This window comes from Acinetobacter sp. BIGb0102, from assembly GCF_003815055.1.
In the GTDB taxonomy this organism is placed as follows: Bacteria; Pseudomonadota; Gammaproteobacteria; order Pseudomonadales; family Moraxellaceae; genus Acinetobacter; species Acinetobacter vivianii.
This window is the reverse complement of sequence record NZ_RKQE01000010.1, coordinates 342,032-362,288: the sequence shown is the minus strand read 5'-3', so window position 1 is coordinate 362,288 and position 20,257 is coordinate 342,032. Positions and strand designations below refer to the sequence as shown.

General features: G+C 39.3%; 13 protein-coding genes and 1 pseudogene. 3 read left to right on the top strand and 11 right to left on the bottom strand.

Annotated elements, in window-relative coordinates:
• Position 1 precedes the first annotated feature (1 nt).
• The 6 genes from EC846_RS04435 to EC846_RS04410 all read right to left on the bottom strand — a co-directional run bounded on the left by EC846_RS04435 (position 2) and on the right by EC846_RS04410 (position 10,431).
• Entirely contained in the window at positions 2 to 2,326 is a 2,325-nt protein-coding gene (locus tag EC846_RS04435) for a hypothetical protein (protein ID WP_123774336.1), read from the bottom strand.
• A complete protein-coding gene (locus EC846_RS04430; RefSeq protein ID WP_123774335.1) occupies positions 2,316 to 3,899 on the bottom strand; it encodes a site-specific integrase in 1,584 nt (527 codons plus the stop codon). Before EC846_RS04430 ends, EC846_RS04435 begins: the two co-directional genes overlap by 11 nt.
• Positions 3,900 to 3,902: 3 nt before the next feature.
• On the bottom strand, positions 3,903 to 5,240 hold the full coding sequence (locus EC846_RS04425) for a site-specific integrase (protein ID WP_123774334.1): 1,338 nt from the start codon (positions 5,238 to 5,240) through the stop codon (positions 3,903 to 3,905).
• 319 nt (positions 5,241 to 5,559) lie between these two features.
• Positions 5,560 to 7,725: a TonB-dependent siderophore receptor gene (locus EC846_RS04420; RefSeq protein WP_123774333.1), complete on the bottom strand. Its 2,166-nt coding sequence runs from the start codon at positions 7,723 to 7,725 to the stop codon at positions 5,560 to 5,562.
• A 152-nt stretch (positions 7,726 to 7,877) separates the two neighbouring features.
• A complete protein-coding gene (locus tag EC846_RS04415; protein WP_047427491.1) occupies positions 7,878 to 8,258 on the bottom strand; it encodes a Fur family transcriptional regulator in 381 nt (126 codons plus the stop codon).
• A 142-nt stretch (positions 8,259 to 8,400) separates the two neighbouring features.
• Entirely contained in the window at positions 8,401 to 10,431 is a 2,031-nt protein-coding gene (locus tag EC846_RS04410; protein WP_228200661.1) for a TonB-dependent receptor plug domain-containing protein, read from the bottom strand.
• Between the two features lie 188 nt (positions 10,432 to 10,619).
• On the opposite strand from EC846_RS04410, the gene EC846_RS04405 reads away from it, so the two are divergent.
• Positions 10,620 to 13,775: a multidrug efflux RND transporter permease subunit gene (locus EC846_RS04405; protein ID WP_123774331.1), complete on the top strand. Its 3,156-nt coding sequence runs from the start codon at positions 10,620 to 10,622 to the stop codon at positions 13,773 to 13,775.
• A 136-nt stretch (positions 13,776 to 13,911) separates the two neighbouring features.
• Here the strand turns inward: EC846_RS04405 and EC846_RS18435 are convergent, their stop codons facing one another.
• The 5 genes and pseudogenes from EC846_RS18435 to EC846_RS04385 form a co-directional block, all read right to left on the bottom strand.
• Entirely contained in the window at positions 13,912 to 14,139 is a 228-nt protein-coding gene (locus tag EC846_RS18435) for a phosphopantetheine-binding protein (protein ID WP_227504686.1), read from the bottom strand.
• 12 nt (positions 14,140 to 14,151) lie between these two features.
• Positions 14,152 to 14,781: pseudogene (locus EC846_RS04400) on the bottom strand (isochorismatase family protein); the annotation flags it as partial.
• A 42-nt stretch (positions 14,782 to 14,823) separates the two neighbouring features.
• Complete coding sequence (locus EC846_RS04395; RefSeq protein ID WP_123774329.1) at positions 14,824 to 16,473, bottom strand: (2,3-dihydroxybenzoyl)adenylate synthase; 1,650 nt, start codon at positions 16,471 to 16,473, stop codon at positions 14,824 to 14,826.
• A 1-nt stretch (position 16,474) separates the two neighbouring features.
• The gene (locus EC846_RS04390) at positions 16,475 to 17,707 is read right to left on the bottom strand and encodes an isochorismate synthase (RefSeq protein ID WP_123774328.1); all 1,233 of its coding nucleotides are present in this window, start codon (positions 17,705 to 17,707) and stop codon (positions 16,475 to 16,477) included.
• 61 nt (positions 17,708 to 17,768) lie between these two features.
• Positions 17,769 to 18,539 (bottom strand): SDR family oxidoreductase, encoded by a 771-nt coding sequence (locus EC846_RS04385; protein ID WP_123774327.1) that lies wholly within the window; start codon positions 18,537 to 18,539, stop codon positions 17,769 to 17,771.
• A 271-nt stretch (positions 18,540 to 18,810) separates the two neighbouring features.
• Here EC846_RS04385 and fes point away from each other — a divergent pair, with 271 nt between their 5' ends.
• Positions 18,811 to 20,004, top strand: a complete 1,194-nt coding sequence (gene fes, locus EC846_RS04380) for an enterochelin esterase (protein ID WP_123774326.1) — start codon at positions 18,811 to 18,813, stop codon at positions 20,002 to 20,004.
• 31 nt (positions 20,005 to 20,035) lie between these two features.
• A complete protein-coding gene (locus EC846_RS04375; protein WP_062847679.1) occupies positions 20,036 to 20,251 on the top strand; it encodes an MbtH family protein in 216 nt (71 codons plus the stop codon).
• Positions 20,252 to 20,257: the final 6 nt, after the last annotated feature.

Here is a 20,257-nt window from a genome sequence, read left to right as displayed (position 1 = left end):
ATCAGGCTTCCTTAGACTCAATTTTTTGTTGTTCTATAGCGAACAGTTCACTTAATGTGGTTGGTAATTTACTAATTGTATTTTCATAAGGAAAAACAGGGATAGGCGTTAAATTCTTTTGTCTATCAAGTGCTTTAGCTTTTAAATCACTTAAATAAAGAATCTTTTGATGTAAATTTTCCAGCATTTCTCCATAAGAAAAATCATGGGTGAGGATTTGCTCTATATGTTGAAATTGATCCAATAGCTTATTCAAAGTATGTTGAAGAGCTTCTAATTCACCTTTACGACCTGTTAAGGCGAAGTTCCCACATTGATCACCTGATTGGCATGCAAGGCGTTTAGGGCAATCGTGGACAGCGACTTCACGCATACACCCGCCAAAAGGCAAGGGGTGTAAACAAGCATGACGTTGAACTAATGAGTTGGCTAATGATTGATCTTCTTTAACCAATTCATTAAATGACTCTGCGATATCTTGAAAATATTCATCAAAGAAAGATTCCTTTACATAACTTGCTACTTCATTTTTCGAGTCAAAGGTTTGTAAATTCATCTTTAAATTATTTTCTAGATCCAACTTTTCTGAAAAGTACATTAATCCATCATATTTAATAGAATCAATTGGATAGTCTGGCTTGAGTTCTTGTTTATCATTTTCGTAAAGTACTAATTCATGTTTTTCTAGCAAACTGGCTGTAACTTTGCGTTGTTTTAACGCTAAGTGTTGATAATATTGATTCTGCTTGATGTCTACACGCCCCATGAGCATTGCTTGTAAATGTTCAGCTAAACCACTGAGAGCAAGAAAAGTATTGATGTTGTGCCGTGGGATATGACTTGTAAGCTTTGAGTATTCTGTTTCATTTTCAAGTAAATGGTATTTTTCAAAAACGGAAATACTTAATGTATTTCCTAAAAAACTGTTAATTAACGTTACATTTAAAGGAATTACATTCGTTTTATTAACAAATGCTCTATGCAGTGTTGTAGATCTAAACTCATGAATAAAAAGTAGATCTTCATAAGCGATTTTTTCTGTTTTTCCTTCATAATTAAAAACATGATCGATAGGATATTCAGAGTCATAATTGGCTAATCCTTTAATAAATTGATTAATATCTTCTTTTAAGTAATATCGTTCAACACCTTGACCATTTCTAATTTCATTATAAATTGGAATATTTTTAATGGATTTGATAACAACATCACGTTGTCCAGCTCTACCTTTATAGTTATCTTTTACTCCAAAAATAGTTCCAATAAGATCATCTATTTCGACAAAATCCTGGCCAATATCATCAATAGATTTTGGCAAAAAATCCGAACAGTTTTTTGACCTGATATAATACACATGCTCTCTATATTCTTTGGTCAGTTCTAATACCGATTGAAATATTGTCTCAACTAAATTTGCAGATAAGGGTTCAACCCAATGTATTCTAAATCCAGCACCTTTTGCGCCATGATATTGAATTCCCAAAGTATATTGCTTTTTGCCATCTAAAGTTAGATGTTCCTTTGTTACTGGATCAAGTATAGGTTGCTTAATCAATGCATCTGTTTTTAAAAGGATTGCTTCCGTTGAACGCAAACCAGTGACGATGAGTAGTAATAAAAGATTTAGAACAATCTTTTCACCATTCGTCTCACACAAACTGATGAGTGAAACAATATTTATAAATGTACGAATTGAAATCAGCTTTTCTTTATCAAGATCATCTTCATCTAGTTCCAATTGATCAATTAAAGCTTTTGTCTTCTTAGCATTTGGGGTTCTATTCTGGCGGTTTATATATAGGTATTTTTGAGAAAATTCTAAAGGTTGTTCAGTAAAACCGTAATGATTTAACATCTCCTGTAATCTAAGGTATGTACCAGCATGATCAGGTAGATTCGTTTTACTCGAATTTTCTGCCAAAATTTCAAAAGAATTATTTAATATTAATGTAGATAAATGGCAGGGGTGTATGCTCTCGATTTTTTCAGCATATAGAGCACTATACCAACGCTTCAGGATTAAAAATTCTGCATATAGTTTTTGGGGTGATGCTTTGGAGTTAGATTTACGATAACTAAGGATAAGTACAGATTTAATAAACTCTTGAAAAATTGGTTCAATGATATTGTTTTCGATACCTTTCAATTGTCTAATCGCGCCAAAAGTGAAATGTGTTTTACCACTTCTAGACAACAACCACCCTGATCCAACTGTACCTCCATACCAAGATGAATCGTTCCAACTCCATTTAAAATTAGACTGTAAATTCTGATTAAAGTAATTTTTTTGCTCGTCAATAAAAACATTATATTTTTCAATGTTCATGAGTTACATCCTTCTGTAATGCACAACGAGTTATTACAGATTCAATTTCAAATTTAGTTGACTCATGCACTCGAATCAATGGATTTCTAGATACCCCTATTCCATCTGATAGCTTAATAAGATCATTGATTTCACTTTGTATGCTTTGTAAAACATGATTATGGTTAGCATCTATAAAAGGATGAAAGTACATGCAACCATAGCAATTGCGAACTGGTTGAAATAAACATTTGTCTTCGTAGGAGCACCCACCAATATCATAATGAATTTTACTACCAATATTTCCTAGTACTTTTTTCTGAAGCCAATTTTTCTTATAAACTAGCCTTCCAGTCAGGAGCATAGCGATCATTTGTCTATACAGAGAATTTTTACCAAGTGCTTGCGCTCTAATTTGAGCAAGTTCAGGGGTAGAGAAAATATAATGTCTAGCAGTTACAACAGAAGAATGACCCAAGATATAAGCAATCTCTTCAGCAGAAGACCCTGCCATTGCCAAACTATAACCAACATGATGCCTAAAATCAGAAAAAGAGTACTTTTGTTTTATCATTTCACCTGCTAGAACAGCTTCTCTGTAGGCTTTGGGAGCAAAATCAAATAACTTTGTATTAATTGCTTTTGAGCAAAAGCGTGCAGAATTTTCTCCTAAATCAAATAACTTGTTTTTTGGGCTTAAGTTAAATTTTTCGATATAAGCAATAATGATTTCAGCAACTTCTTCTGGTAATTTAACTGCGATCTTTTCATGTATATAACGTGCTTGTTTTGCATAGGGAATTAGTATGCTATACCGATGAAAATGATCAGTAGTACGTGAGGTATCTATTTTTATGTCTTCAGCAGATAGCTTTGCTAATTGCACAGGTCTAAGACCAGTTACATACACTAAACCAAGTATTGATGAGTAAAGTAGAGTTTGTTTATCTATACCTTGAAAATCATCTTTGATAGCTTGGTTTAACTTGATAAAGCCTTGTTGAATCATTGAAATTAAAGGGTAATCTATAGTATCTTCATATTCCTGATAGAATAAACTTGAATTAAAAGATTTAGGTCTAGGGATAAACTCCAATTCAAAATCATCATCTATCTCAAAGTCAGGAAAATCTTCTAAGACTAGAAGTTTCAATAGAAATTTAATATGAGAATAATCATTGCTATAATTTTTTTGTGGAGCAATTTCAATCAATATTCTTTTTAAATTTTCATAATTAAATTTTAAATTATTATTTTTCAAGTAATTGATTAAAAAAATAAATGTATAAAATTTTCGGCTCAAAAAAGATGGACTGTTTTTCTGAATAAAAGCTATTAAAAAAAACTTAACCAATACATTCTCACTTTCAGAAAATTTTGAAAAATCTAAATTTTCTGTCTGTCCTGAATAATAAAATCTCCATATATTGTTTGAAGAATTGATAAATTTATCGTCAAATTTATCGGCAACTAAAAATTTAACAATTTTTGGTATTTTTTTACTCAGATTCTGAAGAACTATTATCTGTTGATCATTAAAAACCGATACAGAATGTTGCTCTTGAAAGCCTTCAAAAAGGTCAAATTGCTCCATTATTTATATTTTCCATAATTCTTTGGATATACGCTGCAAATTCATGAGGTTAGCACTATCAACAATAAATCTTTTTGCATAGTAACTTGGCATTATACTGTTAGCGCTCCAACCACCTAAGACGCGTAGATCTTCTAGTGCTTTTTTCATAATTTCATCATTGCTTTGATTTAATGGTGATGCACTTTCGTTTCGATATTTTTTTATAGCAAAAGTCAAAGTGATATATGCCCATGTATGACGACATACATGAGGGGTTAACTTCTGAATTGAGTCAATATTTGTATCATCAAAATATACGGGATGTGAAGTCCTAAACGCTTGTTCTATCATCTTAAAAATTGCATTGATGGATGAATAGCTTAGTGGAGAGTAGGGTGGTTTAAGTGATGTAAACAAGATATCTGAATTATTGAAATTCCTTATCTTTTCTATGTATAGCATCAAAAATTTATAATCCATACTATCTAGTTTTATAACTCTATAAGATTGCTCATTTTTTATGCTAGGTTTTCTCTGTCTGAAATCATGTTCATCATCTGTATTAGTTATTATGAGACTATATGAGTCAGAATTGAGGGATTTTTTTATTGATCTTTTTGTAAGAAGCATTAGTTCACCAACCCGTAAACCGTAGTTCATCATAAGATGTACCATCAGAAAATTACGAAGTTGATGTGATTTCGTTGAGAATGGATTGTCTATATTTATATTAGCTGTCTGGTCTGGGCGAATAATTTTATAAAGCATAGCCACCATTTCATTATTTAAGCTTTTAAAGCTATGATTAATTTCACTTTTTATAGTTAAACTATGTTTAGAAAATTTACTAAAAATCCTTTTTTTGTTTAATAAGAACAAATCTATTTTTTTCCTACGATTTGTTAATTCTCTGATTGTAATATCTTGATAACGGGTGTTCCAATATTCATCTAAAAGATACACGAAATACTTAAACAATGATCTCAAACGCTGTGTAATGGTCATATAGTTAGCATCTACATTTGATCTAAGTCGAATCAAATTTGTTTCTAACTTTTTATTATTTTCCAAGAAAACAATAAAGTTATCGATTTCATTCAAAAAAATCTCAGGTTCATATTTGGAAGACAAAAATGACTCACAGAACAAAGTTGAATATTTCTGATGCCAAAACTCATACCAAAACTTTAGTGCCAGCATATCTGATTGTTGTGTGGCAAAACTTTGAAATCTCAGGACAGTCGTAGAATAGAGTAAAGGATAGAGACAAGGTACTGTAGCTGAAGTATCAAACAATAGAACTATGTGATTTTGATTAGAATACTTTTTTGAAAGTTTAATTGTTTTTACGACAAACATTCTAAGTACCAAGAACTTTATGAAGTAAATAGAATATAAACATAAGTGAACTGAATGTGAAATGTTATTTTATATAAGTGATTGATTTTAGGTTAAGCAAAGAGGTCTATGAACTTAAAGTATCATGTACTCAATTTAACATAATATACATTATGCGAAATAATTATAATTTATTAAGATCACGACTTGTTCCTCACCAAACTCTAGTTTTAAGTCTTCTAATGCTCTATACGAATCTAAATAAAAACGGCGTAAACTTATTAGATGATTTAAAGTTTACGCCGTGATGCTTTCTCGGTATTTTAAATTCTATGGAAAATTAAAAATTCACAGTCCACGACAACTGTGCTGTACGTGGCGCACCCAAGAATAAATAATCATCCCCAACAAAATTACCTACATCGCGCCAGTATTTTTTATTCAATAAATTATCGACATTCAATCTCAATGTATTGTCATAACCGTGCGCATGAAAGTTATACGCAGCGCCAGCATCAAATACGCTATAGCCTGACACCTTCACTGTGCCTGTTTTATTGGCATACTTACTACTGCTGTACTGCATACCTGCCAATAAACGTAATCCATCAATTTGTGGGACTTGATAAGATAAATGACTGGCAAAACGTACATTTGGCGCATTTTGAGTCTGATGTCCTTTATATTCAGTCACTTGTACATCTTTAAGTCGTGAACGTGTCAATGCCAGACTTGATGTAATATCCAGATTTTCACCTAAACGACCTTGTAAACCGAATTCCAATCCAAGGTTATGCTGTTCACCTTCAGCAATATAGTTATTGGCTGCATTGGTGTACTGATTGTCTTGTTTTAAATCAAATAATGCTGCCGTAAAGAGAAAATCTTGCCATTGCTGTTTGACACCCAATTCATATTGAGTTGAATGTATTGGGGCTAGCATTATAGGCGCATTATTGGTAAACCAAGGTGCCTGACCACCATCGCTTAAACCTTTGGCATAAGATGCATATAAGTGCGTGCGTTCCCAAGGTTGATACATCACGGCAAATTGCGGCAAGAAACGATTAAAATCGGTCTTTCGAATGCGCTGACCATCTGCCTGATAAGCATTTTCATCTAAATGTAGGAGTTTTCCACCCGCTAAAACTGACCAAGCCGCATTGAAATCAATCTGGTCAATCAATGTTAATGCGGTTTGCTGGCTTTCTAGAGACTTGTAGTGATTCGCCAAACGCTTATCAGTTGGTTGATACGCGATGCTATCCTGATAAATATTGCCTGAACCAACCATTTCATTTATTGCATCATATTGTGAATGGCGTTTAGCTGTGTGTGACAATTCCGCACTGAGATTGTGTTGCCATGTACCGGTATTAAATTTACCGTTTATGCCAGCCTTAAATTGATTGGTGAGATAGCTATCATCTGGATTGCGGAAGTCATAAATATCGTAATTACCATTTGGGTCAAAAGTATTACTTTGCGTCTGACAACTTTCACTATAACAACCCCAAGCAAATGATGAATAATCATCTACCACAACACGGCTTTGTGAAGCACTTAAATGCGACGTCCAGTTGTCATTGATCTGATAAGTATATTTTAATCCTGTATTTAAGCTATCACTGCTTACAGGTTTACTCCAGCTTTGATAACCCAATAAACGATCCCATTTCACACCACTTGGTACGGCGTTTCCACCCAATAATTGATAACCTGGTACAGAACGCTGACGTTGATGTTGTGATTCAAGATCAAATTCGAGCTGGGAACGATCTGAAATTTTCCAGTCTAAAGCGACTGAACCGAATAAACGACGTCCATTGGCATGTTCAACATAAGGATGAATTTCTTCATTGGCCAGATTAATGCGGTAACCAAATTGTTGCTGCTCGCCCAACAGCCCACCTAGATCTGTCGCAATACGATAGCCACCTTCACTATCAGTACCTACGGTAACCGACCGTATGTCTTTAGGACGTTTAGTCACGTAATTGACCACACCACCGGGTGTTGACATGCCACTTTGAATCGCGCTAATTCCTTTCAGGATTTCAACCTGTTCTTTATTTTCAAGTGCTACATTTTGCTCACCGCGAATCACATTGCCATTCAGCAAATAACTTGAACCCAGATTCAGGGCAAAACCACGCATGACAAAGTTCGGATAATAGCCAATCGGTGCATAGCCATCCCCTACTGCTGCATCATTCTTTACCACATCGGTAAGTGTTTTTGCATGTTGATCTGCAATACGTTCAGCTGTGATAGTACTGATCGAAGCGGGTATTTCGGCCAGACTGTGTTGATTAAAACCAGTTAAATTGACTTTAGGTTGATAATACGCACTTTCCGCAGCCTGAGCATTGACTGTAATGGTGGCAAGCCGAGTGGTTTCGCCTTCAGTTTCGGCCTGTGCTGCTGTGGAAAGCAGCCCTAAACATGAAAATGAGCCAACTGCCAGTAATGCTGTTTGTAAACGAGAAAGTGGAAAGGTTTTCACAGTATTTGCCGAGTCCTAAAAGTAATTTTACAGTCCGAATTTGCGGCACGAGTATTCACAATTTCTTTAGATTGGACAAGCATATTTTCCATCTATCTACGACTTTTTCACATTTAGTCGATAAATTGAATTTAACTTGTGATGCAAAAGCTTTATTTATACAAAATTAGTTCTGCTGTTGAAAACTCATCCCCAAGTTTATCCATGATTTCTTCGAGTAATGTGGTGATTTCAGGATTGTTATAAGCATGCATATTTCCGTTTATGGTTTCTCTCACATTACAATTGATTCTTTGCTTAAGTAGCTTATATACACTTTTGTTTCGACCAAACAGGATTCTTTGAATAAGATGATGTTTTTCCAGATCGGACAAAACTCTGTAAATGGTGCCTATTTTGAGGCCGCTTTGTTTATTGGCAATCATATAGATATCATCTGCGGTAAGACCGTTATGTTGAGCAAGTACTTCTAAAACGGAAACTCTGGCAACAGTTGGCGTTAAGCCTTTATTTATTAATAACTTTGAGTACATAAAAAACCTGTAAATTAAAATAATAACAACTCTATTTTTTATAAAAATAAATAATTTGGTGTAAATAAAAGTCGAAAAATCGAAGTAAACAATGCCTTGAAAACGATTTCTCAAGGCATCTTGTTGCGGTCAATATTCAAAATTAGAAGGTATAGGTCAAACCGACGTAATAATTACGGCCCAGTTCTTTTTCATTGAATGTAATTCCCGCATCTTTGCCTTTTTCTTCAAGATCGACATCGGTCAGGTTGCGGATACCTGCACGTACAGTCACGGCTGGATCTACTTTGGCAGAGAGACCAATATTGACCAAGGTATAATCAGGTAGTTTTTTCTGATTAATGACCTGATCACCGATATAACTTGCACCCGCAGTTAGAGTTAACCATTCAAGCGGTTTTAAATTAAGATTGGTATTGGCTTGCAGGCGTGGACGTTCATCCAGGCGTTTATGTGTTTCACTGTTTTTAGCATCAAGATAAGTCGCATTGGCATCGACAGAAAGCATAGGCAATAAATCAGCCTGTGCTGCAAGCTCTACCCCTTTGATTTTAACTCGTCCTAAATTTACCCAAGCAGCGCCAGTCGGTTTGGATTCACCGTTTGGATCTACGGTATAGGTAATATCACGACTAATCATATCCTTAATTTCATTCTGGAATAAAGTCACACTCCCGTTCCAGCTCGATTTACGGATTGACGCACTAATTTCATAGTTATCACTGGTTTCAGGCTTAAGGTCTGGATTACCCCATAAGGTACACCCTCCTCCACAACTGACAATGCCATAATCTTTGGTCATTTGTGCGAGAGACGGCGCTTTAAAGGCTTGTCCATAACCGCCCTTAACCACAATATCATAAGGTAGCTGATAGACCAGATAAGCTTTTGGACTGAAATGGTGACCAAACACTTCATGATCATCATAACGACCAGACAAGGATAAAGTCAGCGGATCTGTGATATGGATGTCATCCTGTACAAAGACCGAAGTTGTGCTAACCGAAGCCTTACCTGAATTTTGATAAGTTACACCGTCTTTGACTTCCTGATTATTGTATTCAACACCAGCAACAACACCGTGAATACTGACATCGAAATTGCTATAAGCACGCAAGTTGGTATTATTTTCTTTTAAAGTACGATGTTTAGGTTCATCAAAATCTGAATCATAGTCTTTAATTTCACTATTTTCCTGTTGCGCTGAAACGGTGGTTTTACCCCAACTCCAGTCACCGCGATGTGTTAGGCCAACTGAATAACGTTCAATCTCCTGACTGGCAAAACCTTCACTTAAATAGTCCCAAGCTGGATAATATTGATAATCCGTTTGGCCATAAGGGCGTTCATCCTTGTTATATCCTAAGTCAAGATCAATATTTTGCTGATCATTGAGTTCATAACTAAGGGTTGAACGTAAATTTTGGGTTTTCTTGCCTTCGATATAATACGCTGGCGTGGCTTGTTTGCCTTGTGAGAACCATGCATCACGGTCATATTGCTCAGCTGAAATAGAAAGACCTAATTTATCGGTCAATGCACCAGATGCAGAGGCGCCCAGACGATATTGCTGTTTTCCTGTACCGCGATCAACTATATGATATTCCGCATTAATTGCGCCCTGCCATTCATCTGTTGGCTTTTTGGTAATAATGTTAATTACACCGCCAATCGCATCTGAACCATATAGCGCCGACATCGGGCCTCGAATTACTTCTACCCGTTCAATACTGGACAATGGAATCGAGCTAATATCCAGATCGGCATCACGCCATAAGGCACCTGTAGAAGAAATACGTTTGCCATTCACTAGAATCAAGGTATATACCCCGTTTGATTCACGCACCCCACGAATGGTCAACTTTTCACGACCACCGCCATTATAATTTTGCACCCCGACGGTTTTACCCAAGACTTCAGCCAGACTATTTGCTGCTGATTGTTCGATCTGCTCTTTGCTGACAACAGTGATAGAAGCAGGTGCCGTATCTGGGCTTTCTTCTGCCAGACTGGCAGTGACGACGATCGTAGGTAAGGTCGTCCCCGCTTTCTGGGTTTGTTGATCTTCATTTGCAAATACTGCAAACGGCGTAAATGCTGCAATTGCAATCACTAATTTCTTCTTAGCCAAGACCATTTTTATTGCATCCTCAATATTAATAACAATTTTCATTTGTTAATTGTTATCATTTGTAAAGTTTGCGAATCATAGCTATTTATTGATAATCATTCAATAGTTGAAATTATTTTTATTTGAAATTGATAATCATTCTTATTTATGTAAAATTTAGTTATAATCGGCAATTTGAATATTGTTGTATTCCCCTATTCCTTAAACTTTATGCATAAGTAGATAAAATAATGCTATCCCGTTTCTTTATTTTTCATCCGATTTTTGCATCAGTCATTGCCATTATCATTTTGATTTTAGGCTTCTTTTCGATTCTGGCTTTACCTGTTGAACGGTATCCCAATCTTGCCCCGCCCAGTGTGACCGTTGCGACGGTTTATCGGGGAGCATCGGCTGAAACGGTCGAGGACAGTGTCACACAGATTCTGGAACAGCAGATTAAAGGCATTGATCACCTGCTCTATTACACCTCTAATAGCGAATCTTCAGGCCGCAGTACGATTGATATCCATTTTAAAATTGGTACGGATATTGATAAGGCGCAACTTCAAGTACAAAACCAGATGAATAGTGCCCTCAGTCGCCTCCCCGAACAGGTACAGCGTCAAGGTGTAAATATCTGGAAAACCACAGGCGATATGTTACTTATCGTCGGGGTTTATGATGAAACGGGTAAAGCTAACAATATAGACCTGTCCGATTATCTGGTGAATCACTTTGAACAGCCGCTGGCCCAGATTCAGGGCGTGGGAGAAGTTGATATCTTTGGATCGGCCTATGCCATGCGGATCTGGCTCAATCCGAATCAGCTTAAAAACTATAAGTTAATGCCAAGTGATATCGAGAAGGCTTTAGAGGACTACAATACTCAAATTGCCGCGGGTTCAATTGGTTCCATGCCTGCCGCGGCGGATCAGAATATCTACGCCAAAGTGACCGCTGGCTCGCGTTTGAAAACCATTGATGATTTTAAGTCGGTTGTGGTCAAGGCCAATATTGATGGCAGTCTGGTCTATCTTAAAGATGTTGCCCGTGTTGAACTGGGCGCAGAAAATTATGAAAGTATTAATACCTTAAATGGCTTCCCTTCCGCGGGTTTAGGGATTTTTTTAAGTCCTGATGCCAATGCTATTCAGACTTCAAAATTGATCAAGGATAAAATTGCGCAGTTAAGCCATCATTTACCTGCGGGTTATAAGATCGTTTATCCTCGTGACAATACACCTTTTATTCAGGAATCAATCAAGCAGGTCATCTTTACTTTACTGGAAGCAGTGATTTTGGTGGTGTTGGTGATGTATCTATTTCTACAGAACTGGCGTGCGACCCTGATTCCGACGATTACCGTACCAATTGTCATTTGTGGCACATTTATCATTCTGTATCTGGCAGGGATGAGTATTAATACCCTAACCCTGTTTGCTTTGGTACTTGCGATCGGCTTGTTGGTGGACGATACCATTGTCGTGGTCGAGAATGTTGAGCGACTCATCCATGAAAAACAGCTCGATGTAAGAGAAGCCTGTCTGGCATCCATGCAGGAAATTAGTGGTGCCTTAATTGGGATTACCCTTGTTCTTACGGCGGTATTTATTCCAATGGCCTTCTTTAGCGGCTCAACGGGCATGATTTACCGTCAATTTTCAATCACGCTGGTGGCAGCAATGCTTCTGTCGTTAATTGCCGCGATGATGATTACGCCAGCGCTCTGTGCTGTATTACTCAAAAAGCAACAACCTAAACCTGTCTGGGGGCAATATTTAGAGCGCGGCGTGCATCGAATCAAAAATCTATTTATTCAGTCAACCCAATACTTACTTCAATTCAGGTACTTTGCTTATCTGGGTGTTGCTACGCTGATTGTGCTACTGGCTTTGATCTATCGGGCTTTACCGACCAGTTTTATTCCGAATGAAGATCAGGGCCTACTGGCAGTGCAATTTGCCTTGCAAGATAGTGCCTCTCTAGGCCAAACCCAAGCCGTGGGTAAACAGGTTAATGATTATCTGCTCAAGCAAGAAGGCAAAAATATTAAAACCGTTCTGGTGGTCAATGGTCAGAATTTCTCTGGACAAGGGCCAAATCTAGGGATGGCCTTTGTTTCATTGAAGCATTGGGATGAACGTGAAGGTGATGAAAACACCGCACCTGCCATTCGTGCACGCATGCAAAAGGATCTGTCAGATCTACTCCCAGCACGCGTGATGGTGGGTATGCCAGCCAGTGTCGCAGGTTTAGGACAATCGGATGCCATTGAATTATGGTTGCGTGATTTAACTGGCAAAGGGCGTGAATATTTACAACAACAATTTGCAGAGATTGAAGGTCAGTCAGCCCATTATCCTGCTTTTAGTCAGCTCAGTCCTTTAGTCAGCGACAACAAAGCCGCCGTATATGTGCAACTGGATCAAAACAAGGCAAAAATGCTAGGACTGGAACAAAGTGAAATCCGCTCTACCCTTTCTACGGCTTGGGGTGGCAGTTATGTTAATGATTTTGTTGAACGTGGTCGGATTAAACGCATCATTATGCAAGGCGATACCGAATACCGTTCTAAACCTGAAGATTTACGCTACTGGCATGTGCGTAATCAATCTGGAGAAATGCTGCCCTTATCCCACTTTGCCCAGACACACTGGACAGGTGGGCCTGAGGTATTAAACCGCTTTATGGGACTGGCGGCGATCCAGCTGGAGGCCAATGTCAGTGATGGATTTAGTTCAGGTCAGGCCATGCATCAACTCTCCGACTTAATTAACCAGCAATCAGGTGTAGATCTGGCTTGGAGCGGATTATCTTTACAGGAACAGCAATCCAGTCATCAGGCAATTTATCTGTATGTGATTTCGATCCTGTTTATTTTCCTGTGTCTGGCTGCCTTGTATGAAAGCTGGAAAATTCCTTTCATTATCTTATTGGGTTTACCGCTCGGAATTACGGGTACGGTAGTTTTTGCGTGGTTATTTGAATTGCCCAATGATGTGTATTTCCAGATCGCGTTGCTCACGGCGATTGGATTGTCCTGTAAAAATGCCATTCTGATTGTGGAGTTTGCATCGACAGCACTTGCACAAGGACGAGATAAATATACCGCAGCGTATGAAGCCTTAGCTTTGCGCTTACGTCCCATTATCATGACATCACTGGCATTTGGTGCGGGGATTATTCCCTTGGTCTTTGCCACAGGCGCTGGTGCAGCCAGTCGTTATGAGATTGGCATTAGTGTATTAGGCAGTGTAATTTTTGGCACGATTCTGATTCCTTTATTTACCGCCTTCCTGTTTGTCATGGTAAATAGCTGGGTCGGTTTGCCTAAACTGGAATGGCGAAATCTGGATATTTTATCCCGTATCCGAAATATGCGTATCAAGCAGGATGAATCTTGATATATAAAAATGCTAGATTGAAAGGAAGCATTCTTTTCTATTTCAATCCAGCAAAATGATCAATTCACTAGAAAAATTTAGAACAATAAAAAAATGGCAGTTTTAATCTGCCATTTTTTTATTAACTTATTTGAGCTTAAGCAACGAGTTTTTCAATCCATACATCTAAGGTTGGTTGTTCGGCAAGATCTTCAAAACTCACTTTTGCGCCGTGTGCCTGCCATTTTCCAACCAGCGTCATTAAACGGACAGAGTCTAAACCGAGCATAAGTAAGTCGTCATGTAATTCGATTTCATGTACAGGGATTTGTAGCTGCTCACTGACCGCAGCAATAATGCCTTCCTTTGATAAAGCTGTAGCCATGTGCTTGAGATCCCATAAGCGCAGTACCTGACTGGTGGTCATGACCTGACCGCAGCGAGTGCTGATATATTTCAGTGCCATATCATGCTCAGCACGACTAAAATCCGCCATCGCATCGCCACAGACAAAGGGTTTGATATTGAGCATAAAGGCTTCTGCTGCACTCATGAGACAGCCGATATGCGCATAAACACCGCAAATCACCAATTGATCTCGGCCCCATTGTTGCATCAACTGCTCAAATTCAGAAAATTTAAAGGCGCTATAACGCCATTTGGTTAAAACCGTATCTGTATCTGTGGCGGCGACATCAGGATGAATGCGGGTAATTTGCGGATCTGCCTTTAAGCCTGTTCCCCAAAAGTCAGTCAATAACTGACGATGCTCTGGAGTCTGGTCTCCAGGTTGTGCGGTATACACCACAGGAATATTGAGTTGACGCGCCTGTTCAATAAGAGCCTGTGTATTTTTTAATAATTCAGGAATGGGTGCTTGTTGCTGGTCATAGAAATCTAAGAAATATTGCTGCATATCATGAACCAGTAGAACCGACTGTTTGGCATCTAACTGCCAATGAGTTTTATTTTCAGTGAACTCATGGGCTTGAGGCATGGCATAACTGGCAATTTTAGGAATACTCATTACTTATTTCTCATCTTTTATAAATGACTTGGGGTGAAAGAATTAAACGGTTTCGGCTTGGAGATGCTGACGAAGCACTTTTTTATCAATTTTGCCAAAAGCGGTATAAGGAAACTGCTCGATAAACTCGATTCGGTCAGGGATCTTATAGGTCGCTAAACCGTAGTCTTTTAAATATTGACGTAGTTGCATACCACGGCGGATCGCACTTGGATCGTTGTCCTGTGTTTGCCATGCAATAAAGGCACAGCTTTTTTCGCCCAACATCTCGTCAGGCATCGGCACCAGCGCAGCTAGACGGACTTGAGGATGGGTAACCAACGCTTGTTCCACTTCTTCAGTTGCGATTTTTTCGCCGCCACGATTAATTTGTTCTTTAGAACGGCCTTCCACAACGATACAGCCGTCAGCCCGAATACGAACTAGATCACCTGTGCGGTAGAAACCATCTGGCGTAAATGAACGTGCATTATGTTCGGGCACCTTGTAATAACCACGAATGGTATATGGGCCTCGTGTGAGCAAATGCCCAATTTCGCCTGCTGCAACAGGTTGATCATGCTCATCAAGCACTAAAATTTCATCGTCGGCTGAGATCTTTAGGCCTTGGGTATGAATAATCTGTTCGGGAGACATATCAAAATGGGTGTAATTCACTAACCCTTCTGCCATACCAAAGACTTGTTGCAATCTCACCTTAAAATCATCAATCAACCTGCTGGCAACCGTATCGGGTAAGCGTGCGCCACCAACTTGCAAACAGCGTAAGGTGGATAGGATGTCATCCTGATCTTTGTCAGCTTTATCCATCCACGGACGAACCAAAGCCGGCACCAGACAGGCATCAGTTACGCCATGTTTACGTATCAAGGCAAAAGCGGTTTCAGGGCTTGGATCGCTACCAAGAACGACTGCACCTCCTGCATAGAAAATACCTAATGCACCTGCTGAGCTCATAGAAAAGTTATGAGCTGCGGGTAACACCATTAACAGACGGGAGCTTTGCTCAAGCTGGCAGATCTTGGCACTTTCTCGCACACTATATAAATAGTCATCATGCGTGCGGGGAATTAATTTAGGAATGCCTGTACTACCACCTGAGAGTTGCAAAAAGGCCACTTGATCTGCACTGCTTGGGCGTATTGCCTGAGCTAAAAGATCAGTTTTGTGTAATAGTGCTGCAAGATTAGAAAACTCGGCTGCATCTCCTAAAACAAAAATATGCTGTAACGCTGGATTGGCTTGCTGGCATTTACGTGCCAATTCACGGTAATCAAACTTTTGTGCCCCGAAGTCAGCACAGAAATAAGCGCTTGCCTGAGTTTGCTGGAAAAAGCTATTCAGCTCAGCATGTCGGTGTGCAGGTAAGGACATAATGGGTAATGCACCTAAACGAATTAGGGCAAAAAACACCACATAGAACTGGTAACAGTTAGGCATTTGTACCACAGCTTTATCACCTGCACGTAAACCCTGCTGATAAAGGTTATTGGCACAAAAACTGACAAGCTGGTTGAATTGTTGGTAATTAAGCGCTGTATCTGCATCGAAGATGGCAATATTCTCAGGGAATTGTTGTGCAGATTGCTGTAAAAAATCACTGAGATTCTGTCCGATCCAGTAGCCCTTTTCGCGATAGCGTGTCGCAAATGCCTCAGGATAAGGCACTGCGCCTTCTAGATAATTTTGCATATTATTTTACCTTCCCCATGATGTGTTCTGATGAAAACCCAAAACCATCTAATACAGTTCTAAATTTGGCCGCAGTTTCTGCATGCTCCGCACTTGGATCAGATGCAGCAACAATACCTGCTCCTGCAAATAGGCGGGCAATATTGTGCTGGACGCGCGCACAACGAACAGTGACAGACCATTCGCCATTGCCTTGGGCATCTGCCCAACCCATCGTTCCAGCAAAAAGTTCCCGATTAAAGGGTTCCAGTTGCTCAATCAAACCTTTCGCTACAGCTGTTGGCTGCCCACAGATCGCAGGTGTTGGATGCAGTTTTTCAACCAAATCGAAAACGTGAATGTCTTTGTTTTTTAATTCACCTTCAATACGGCTGGCTAGATGCCATAAACGTTGGGTTCTAATGAGTGAAGGTTGTTTTGGAATATGTAGTTTTTTACAGAAAGGACTTAATTGATCCGCGATCATTTCGATCACAACCGCATGTTCATGCTGATCTTTTGCGGAAGCCAATAATTGTTGTGCATTGTGCTGATCCTGAATCGGATCTGTATCTCGTGCCAAAGTACCAGCGACAGGTTTACTCCAGACCTGAGTCCCCTGTTTAGCAACCAAAAGTTCAGGACTTGCACCAACAAACCAGCCTTCATGTGCCGCATCGCGGGCAACTGCATAGTTATAGCCTTCGGGATTATCTTGACTTAAATGATAAAAGAGCTGGGAGATATCAATGTCATCAGACAGTTCTAATTCTAAAATTCTGGCAAGTACAGCTTTATTTAATTCGCCTTGCTGCATTTTATGTACCAGTTCAGCGACTTGAGTTTGATATTGCTCACCAGAAGGAATAAAGCGGGCCTGTTCTATCGTACTTGTCGTTATTTCTCGATGAGATGAGGTGTAAAGAAGCTTTTGATAAAACTTCACATCATCCATCAGCATGAGATTGACATCTTGCGCGTTGGAAAATGGAATTCCGCCAAGAATCTTCGCCTGTGGATGGCCTTGTTGAATCACCTGATTCAGTTGAGATCGTGCCTGTTTTAACCAGTCAGATAAATGACTGTCTGGCGCAATATCAATATCCTGCAATTTATGCTGGCCTTTCAGTACATAGTCTGGCGTTGTAAAGTAGAAACCCGCATCGCGATCACATTGCAAGATTTCATGGGCGAATGCCACCCGACTTTCGGTATAGTTTTCTTTTTGAATAAAATAGGGATGTTGTATAGACATTGACTATACTCCTTTTACGACATCTTATTTTTAAGTTTTAAAGTGTTAAGAATTTATGTTTTTACACGCCTAGCGTGGCGCCGCCGTCAACGACAATTTCCTGCATGGTAATTTGCGCAGCTTGATCTGAAAGTAGAAAAACCACCACATTGGCAATATCTTCAGGTTCTGCAAGTTTCTGAAGTGGAATCCCCGTCCTGTATTGAGACAGATCACCATTGACCACCGCCGCGGGAGGCTGATCCGTTGTCCATAATTGTTTTTGCATATGGGTCAAGGTTGAACCTGGGGAAACGATATTCACACGGACATGATGTTGTGCTGTTTCTAATGCCAGATTACGACAATAATGACTTAAAGCCGCCTTGCTCGTGGCATACATCCCCAGTTGTATACGTGGCATACGGGCGCTATTGGAACTGACCGTAACAATACTCCCCTGTTTTTTGGCACATAAATATTGGGCCACTTGCTGACTGATCGCAATCGGTGCGAGCAGATTCACGGCGAATGTGCGTTGCCAGTCCTCATTTTTTGCATCGAGCAACGAGGTCATGATTAAAATTCCTGCGGCATTCACCAGTCCAACAACGTTGTACTGCGCCAGAATTTCTTCAATCACTTTTTTTGTCTCGGCTTCGTCGGTGATATCCAGTTGAATACCTTTCCATCGTGAAGCGAGTTCGGCTGTTAGGTTTTGGGTAATTTCCCAGTGTTCGGGCTGTGCTTGCTGATCAAGGCCAATGACGGTAAAACCTTGCTGCAACAATCGAGATGAAATTGCTGCACCAATGCCTCTGGCTGCTCCCGTTACAATGACGGTAGAGCTCATATGAATACTCCAAATTTGCGACCAATTTTTTGATCGCCGAACATAATTGCAAATAATTATCATTACAATCAAGCTGGAAATTTTCACTTTTTTATCAAATAAGAAAAAAATGGTTGTTTTTAAAGCTATTTTCTTTCTTAAATTATTGTTTTTTATCATTAAGCGAAATTGGTGTGTTTTTTTATTGGATATAATGATAATTATTTGCATTTACAAATGAGAATCATTCTATTATTGTTGGGCCGCTTTCTAGTCGATATATGGACTTAAGATGAAGCCAAATTACTTTCCAATTCATCCAATATTCCAACAAAAAAACTTAGGTTCTGACATCTGGTGGAATTCAGTCGAACACATCGGTACCCCTCTTGTTATTGAAGATAACCAGCAGTTGCACTGTACTTTTTTATGGCGTCGTCAGTCAGAAACTGAATCGACCTATATTGATGTGTATTCGCAAAGCCCTTCCATTTATCAACAATGGAATGCATTCCAGCAGATTGAAAATACGGATATTTCCTTTTTTGAAATAACGCTGCCTTTAAATTGGTCTGGTAGTTATGTATTGGTGACGACCCCTGATAGTGCGCCTGAAATGCCAGAGGCACAGCTTCGTCGCCAATGGTGGATCAACCAGCTCCAGCATTATGTACAGGTGGATCGCCTCAATCCTTACCCAGCCTATCCAGCGCAAGTCTCACGTTGGGTCAATCAATTGCATCTGGGGCAGTCACAGGATTCTCAGCAAGCAAACGTGTCTCCCGTTTATGAGTCGATTGAATGGCACAGCCAGCATCTGGCAACAACCTATCCCGTTGACTTCTATCAGACCGCACCCCTGACAGAGAACAGCCCATTGGTGATTCTTCTGGATGGACAAATCTGGAGTCGGCATCTACCGATTTTGCAAGACATCCAGTCTCGTACCAATCAGGGCAAGATGGATGCGGCAAATTATGTATTTCTACACAGTATCAATAGTGAGCAACGTTGTCTCGACTATGGCTGTCGTGACCTGTTTTCACAGGCCATTGTTGAAGAGCTGATTCCGTATATTCAGCAAAACTTCTCGTTATCTCCATCCAGCCCCGTATTTTTATGCGGTCAAAGTCTAGGTGGTTTATGCGCTCTGCATTCACTTTTACTTTATCCCACCACTTTTCAGGGTCTGATTTTGCAATCAGGCTCATACTGGTGGTCCGATTATTCAAACAGTGATTTCTTAAATGGTCATACACAACGCTTTTTAGAGGTGATCGAACACTATCTGCAACCGATTCCCAACGAGACTCAAATCTTCATTCGTACTGGCGCTTATGAAACAGATATGCGTGAAGACAGCCAATTACTTTACGCGACCTTAAGTTCAGTACGACCTACCCAGATTCACACCTTTGCAGGTGGCCATGACGCAATCAATTGGAAATATGATCTGGTCGACACGCTGCAAACCCTAATTTCTTAAAAAAACCTTGAATCTTCAAAGGAAAAACATGATGAGTACTTTACAAGAAAATTATATCAATCCATTTGATAACGAAAACCTATCCTTCTTCGTGCTTAAAAATATAAAAGGTGAATTCAGCTTATGGCCTGAGTTTCATACCTTACCTGCTGGTTGGGAGGTGCAATTAGGACCAACCACGCGTTCTGAGTGTATTGGCTATGTCGAGCAGCATTGGAAAGCAATTAATCCATTCCAAGTGGCTTAATGGAGT

What these genes read in the sequence shown, in the direction of transcription:
- EC846_RS04375 (WP_062847679.1), top strand. Translation starts at nt 20,036, where the DNA reads ATGAGTACTTTACAAGAAAATTATATCAATCCATTTGATAACGAAAAC.
- EC846_RS04385 (WP_123774327.1), bottom strand. Translation starts at nt 18,539, where the DNA reads ATGAGCTCTACCGTCATTGTAACGGGAGCAGCCAGAGGCATTGGTGCA.
- EC846_RS04410 (WP_228200661.1), bottom strand. Translation starts at nt 10,431, where the DNA reads ATGAAAATTGTTATTAATATTGAGGATGCAATAAAAATGGTCTTGGCT.
- EC846_RS04435 (WP_123774336.1), bottom strand. Translation starts at nt 2,326, where the DNA reads ATGAACATTGAAAAATATAATGTTTTTATTGACGAGCAAAAAAATTAC.
- EC846_RS04425 (WP_123774334.1), bottom strand. Translation starts at nt 5,240, where the DNA reads ATGTTTGTCGTAAAAACAATTAAACTTTCAAAAAAGTATTCTAATCAA.
- EC846_RS04395 (WP_123774329.1), bottom strand. Translation starts at nt 16,473, where the DNA reads ATGCAAAATTATCTAGAAGGCGCAGTGCCTTATCCTGAGGCATTTGCG.
- EC846_RS04405 (WP_123774331.1), top strand. Translation starts at nt 10,620, where the DNA reads ATGCTATCCCGTTTCTTTATTTTTCATCCGATTTTTGCATCAGTCATT.
- fes (WP_123774326.1), top strand. Translation starts at nt 18,811, where the DNA reads ATGAAGCCAAATTACTTTCCAATTCATCCAATATTCCAACAAAAAAAC.
- EC846_RS18435 (WP_227504686.1), bottom strand. Translation starts at nt 14,139, where the DNA reads ATGGCTACAGCTTTATCAAAGGAAGGCATTATTGCTGCGGTCAGTGAG.
- EC846_RS04415 (WP_047427491.1), bottom strand. Translation starts at nt 8,258, where the DNA reads ATGTACTCAAAGTTATTAATAAATAAAGGCTTAACGCCAACTGTTGCC.
- EC846_RS04390 (WP_123774328.1), bottom strand. Translation starts at nt 17,707, where the DNA reads ATGTCTATACAACATCCCTATTTTATTCAAAAAGAAAACTATACCGAA.
- EC846_RS04430 (WP_123774335.1), bottom strand. Translation starts at nt 3,899, where the DNA reads ATGGAGCAATTTGACCTTTTTGAAGGCTTTCAAGAGCAACATTCTGTA.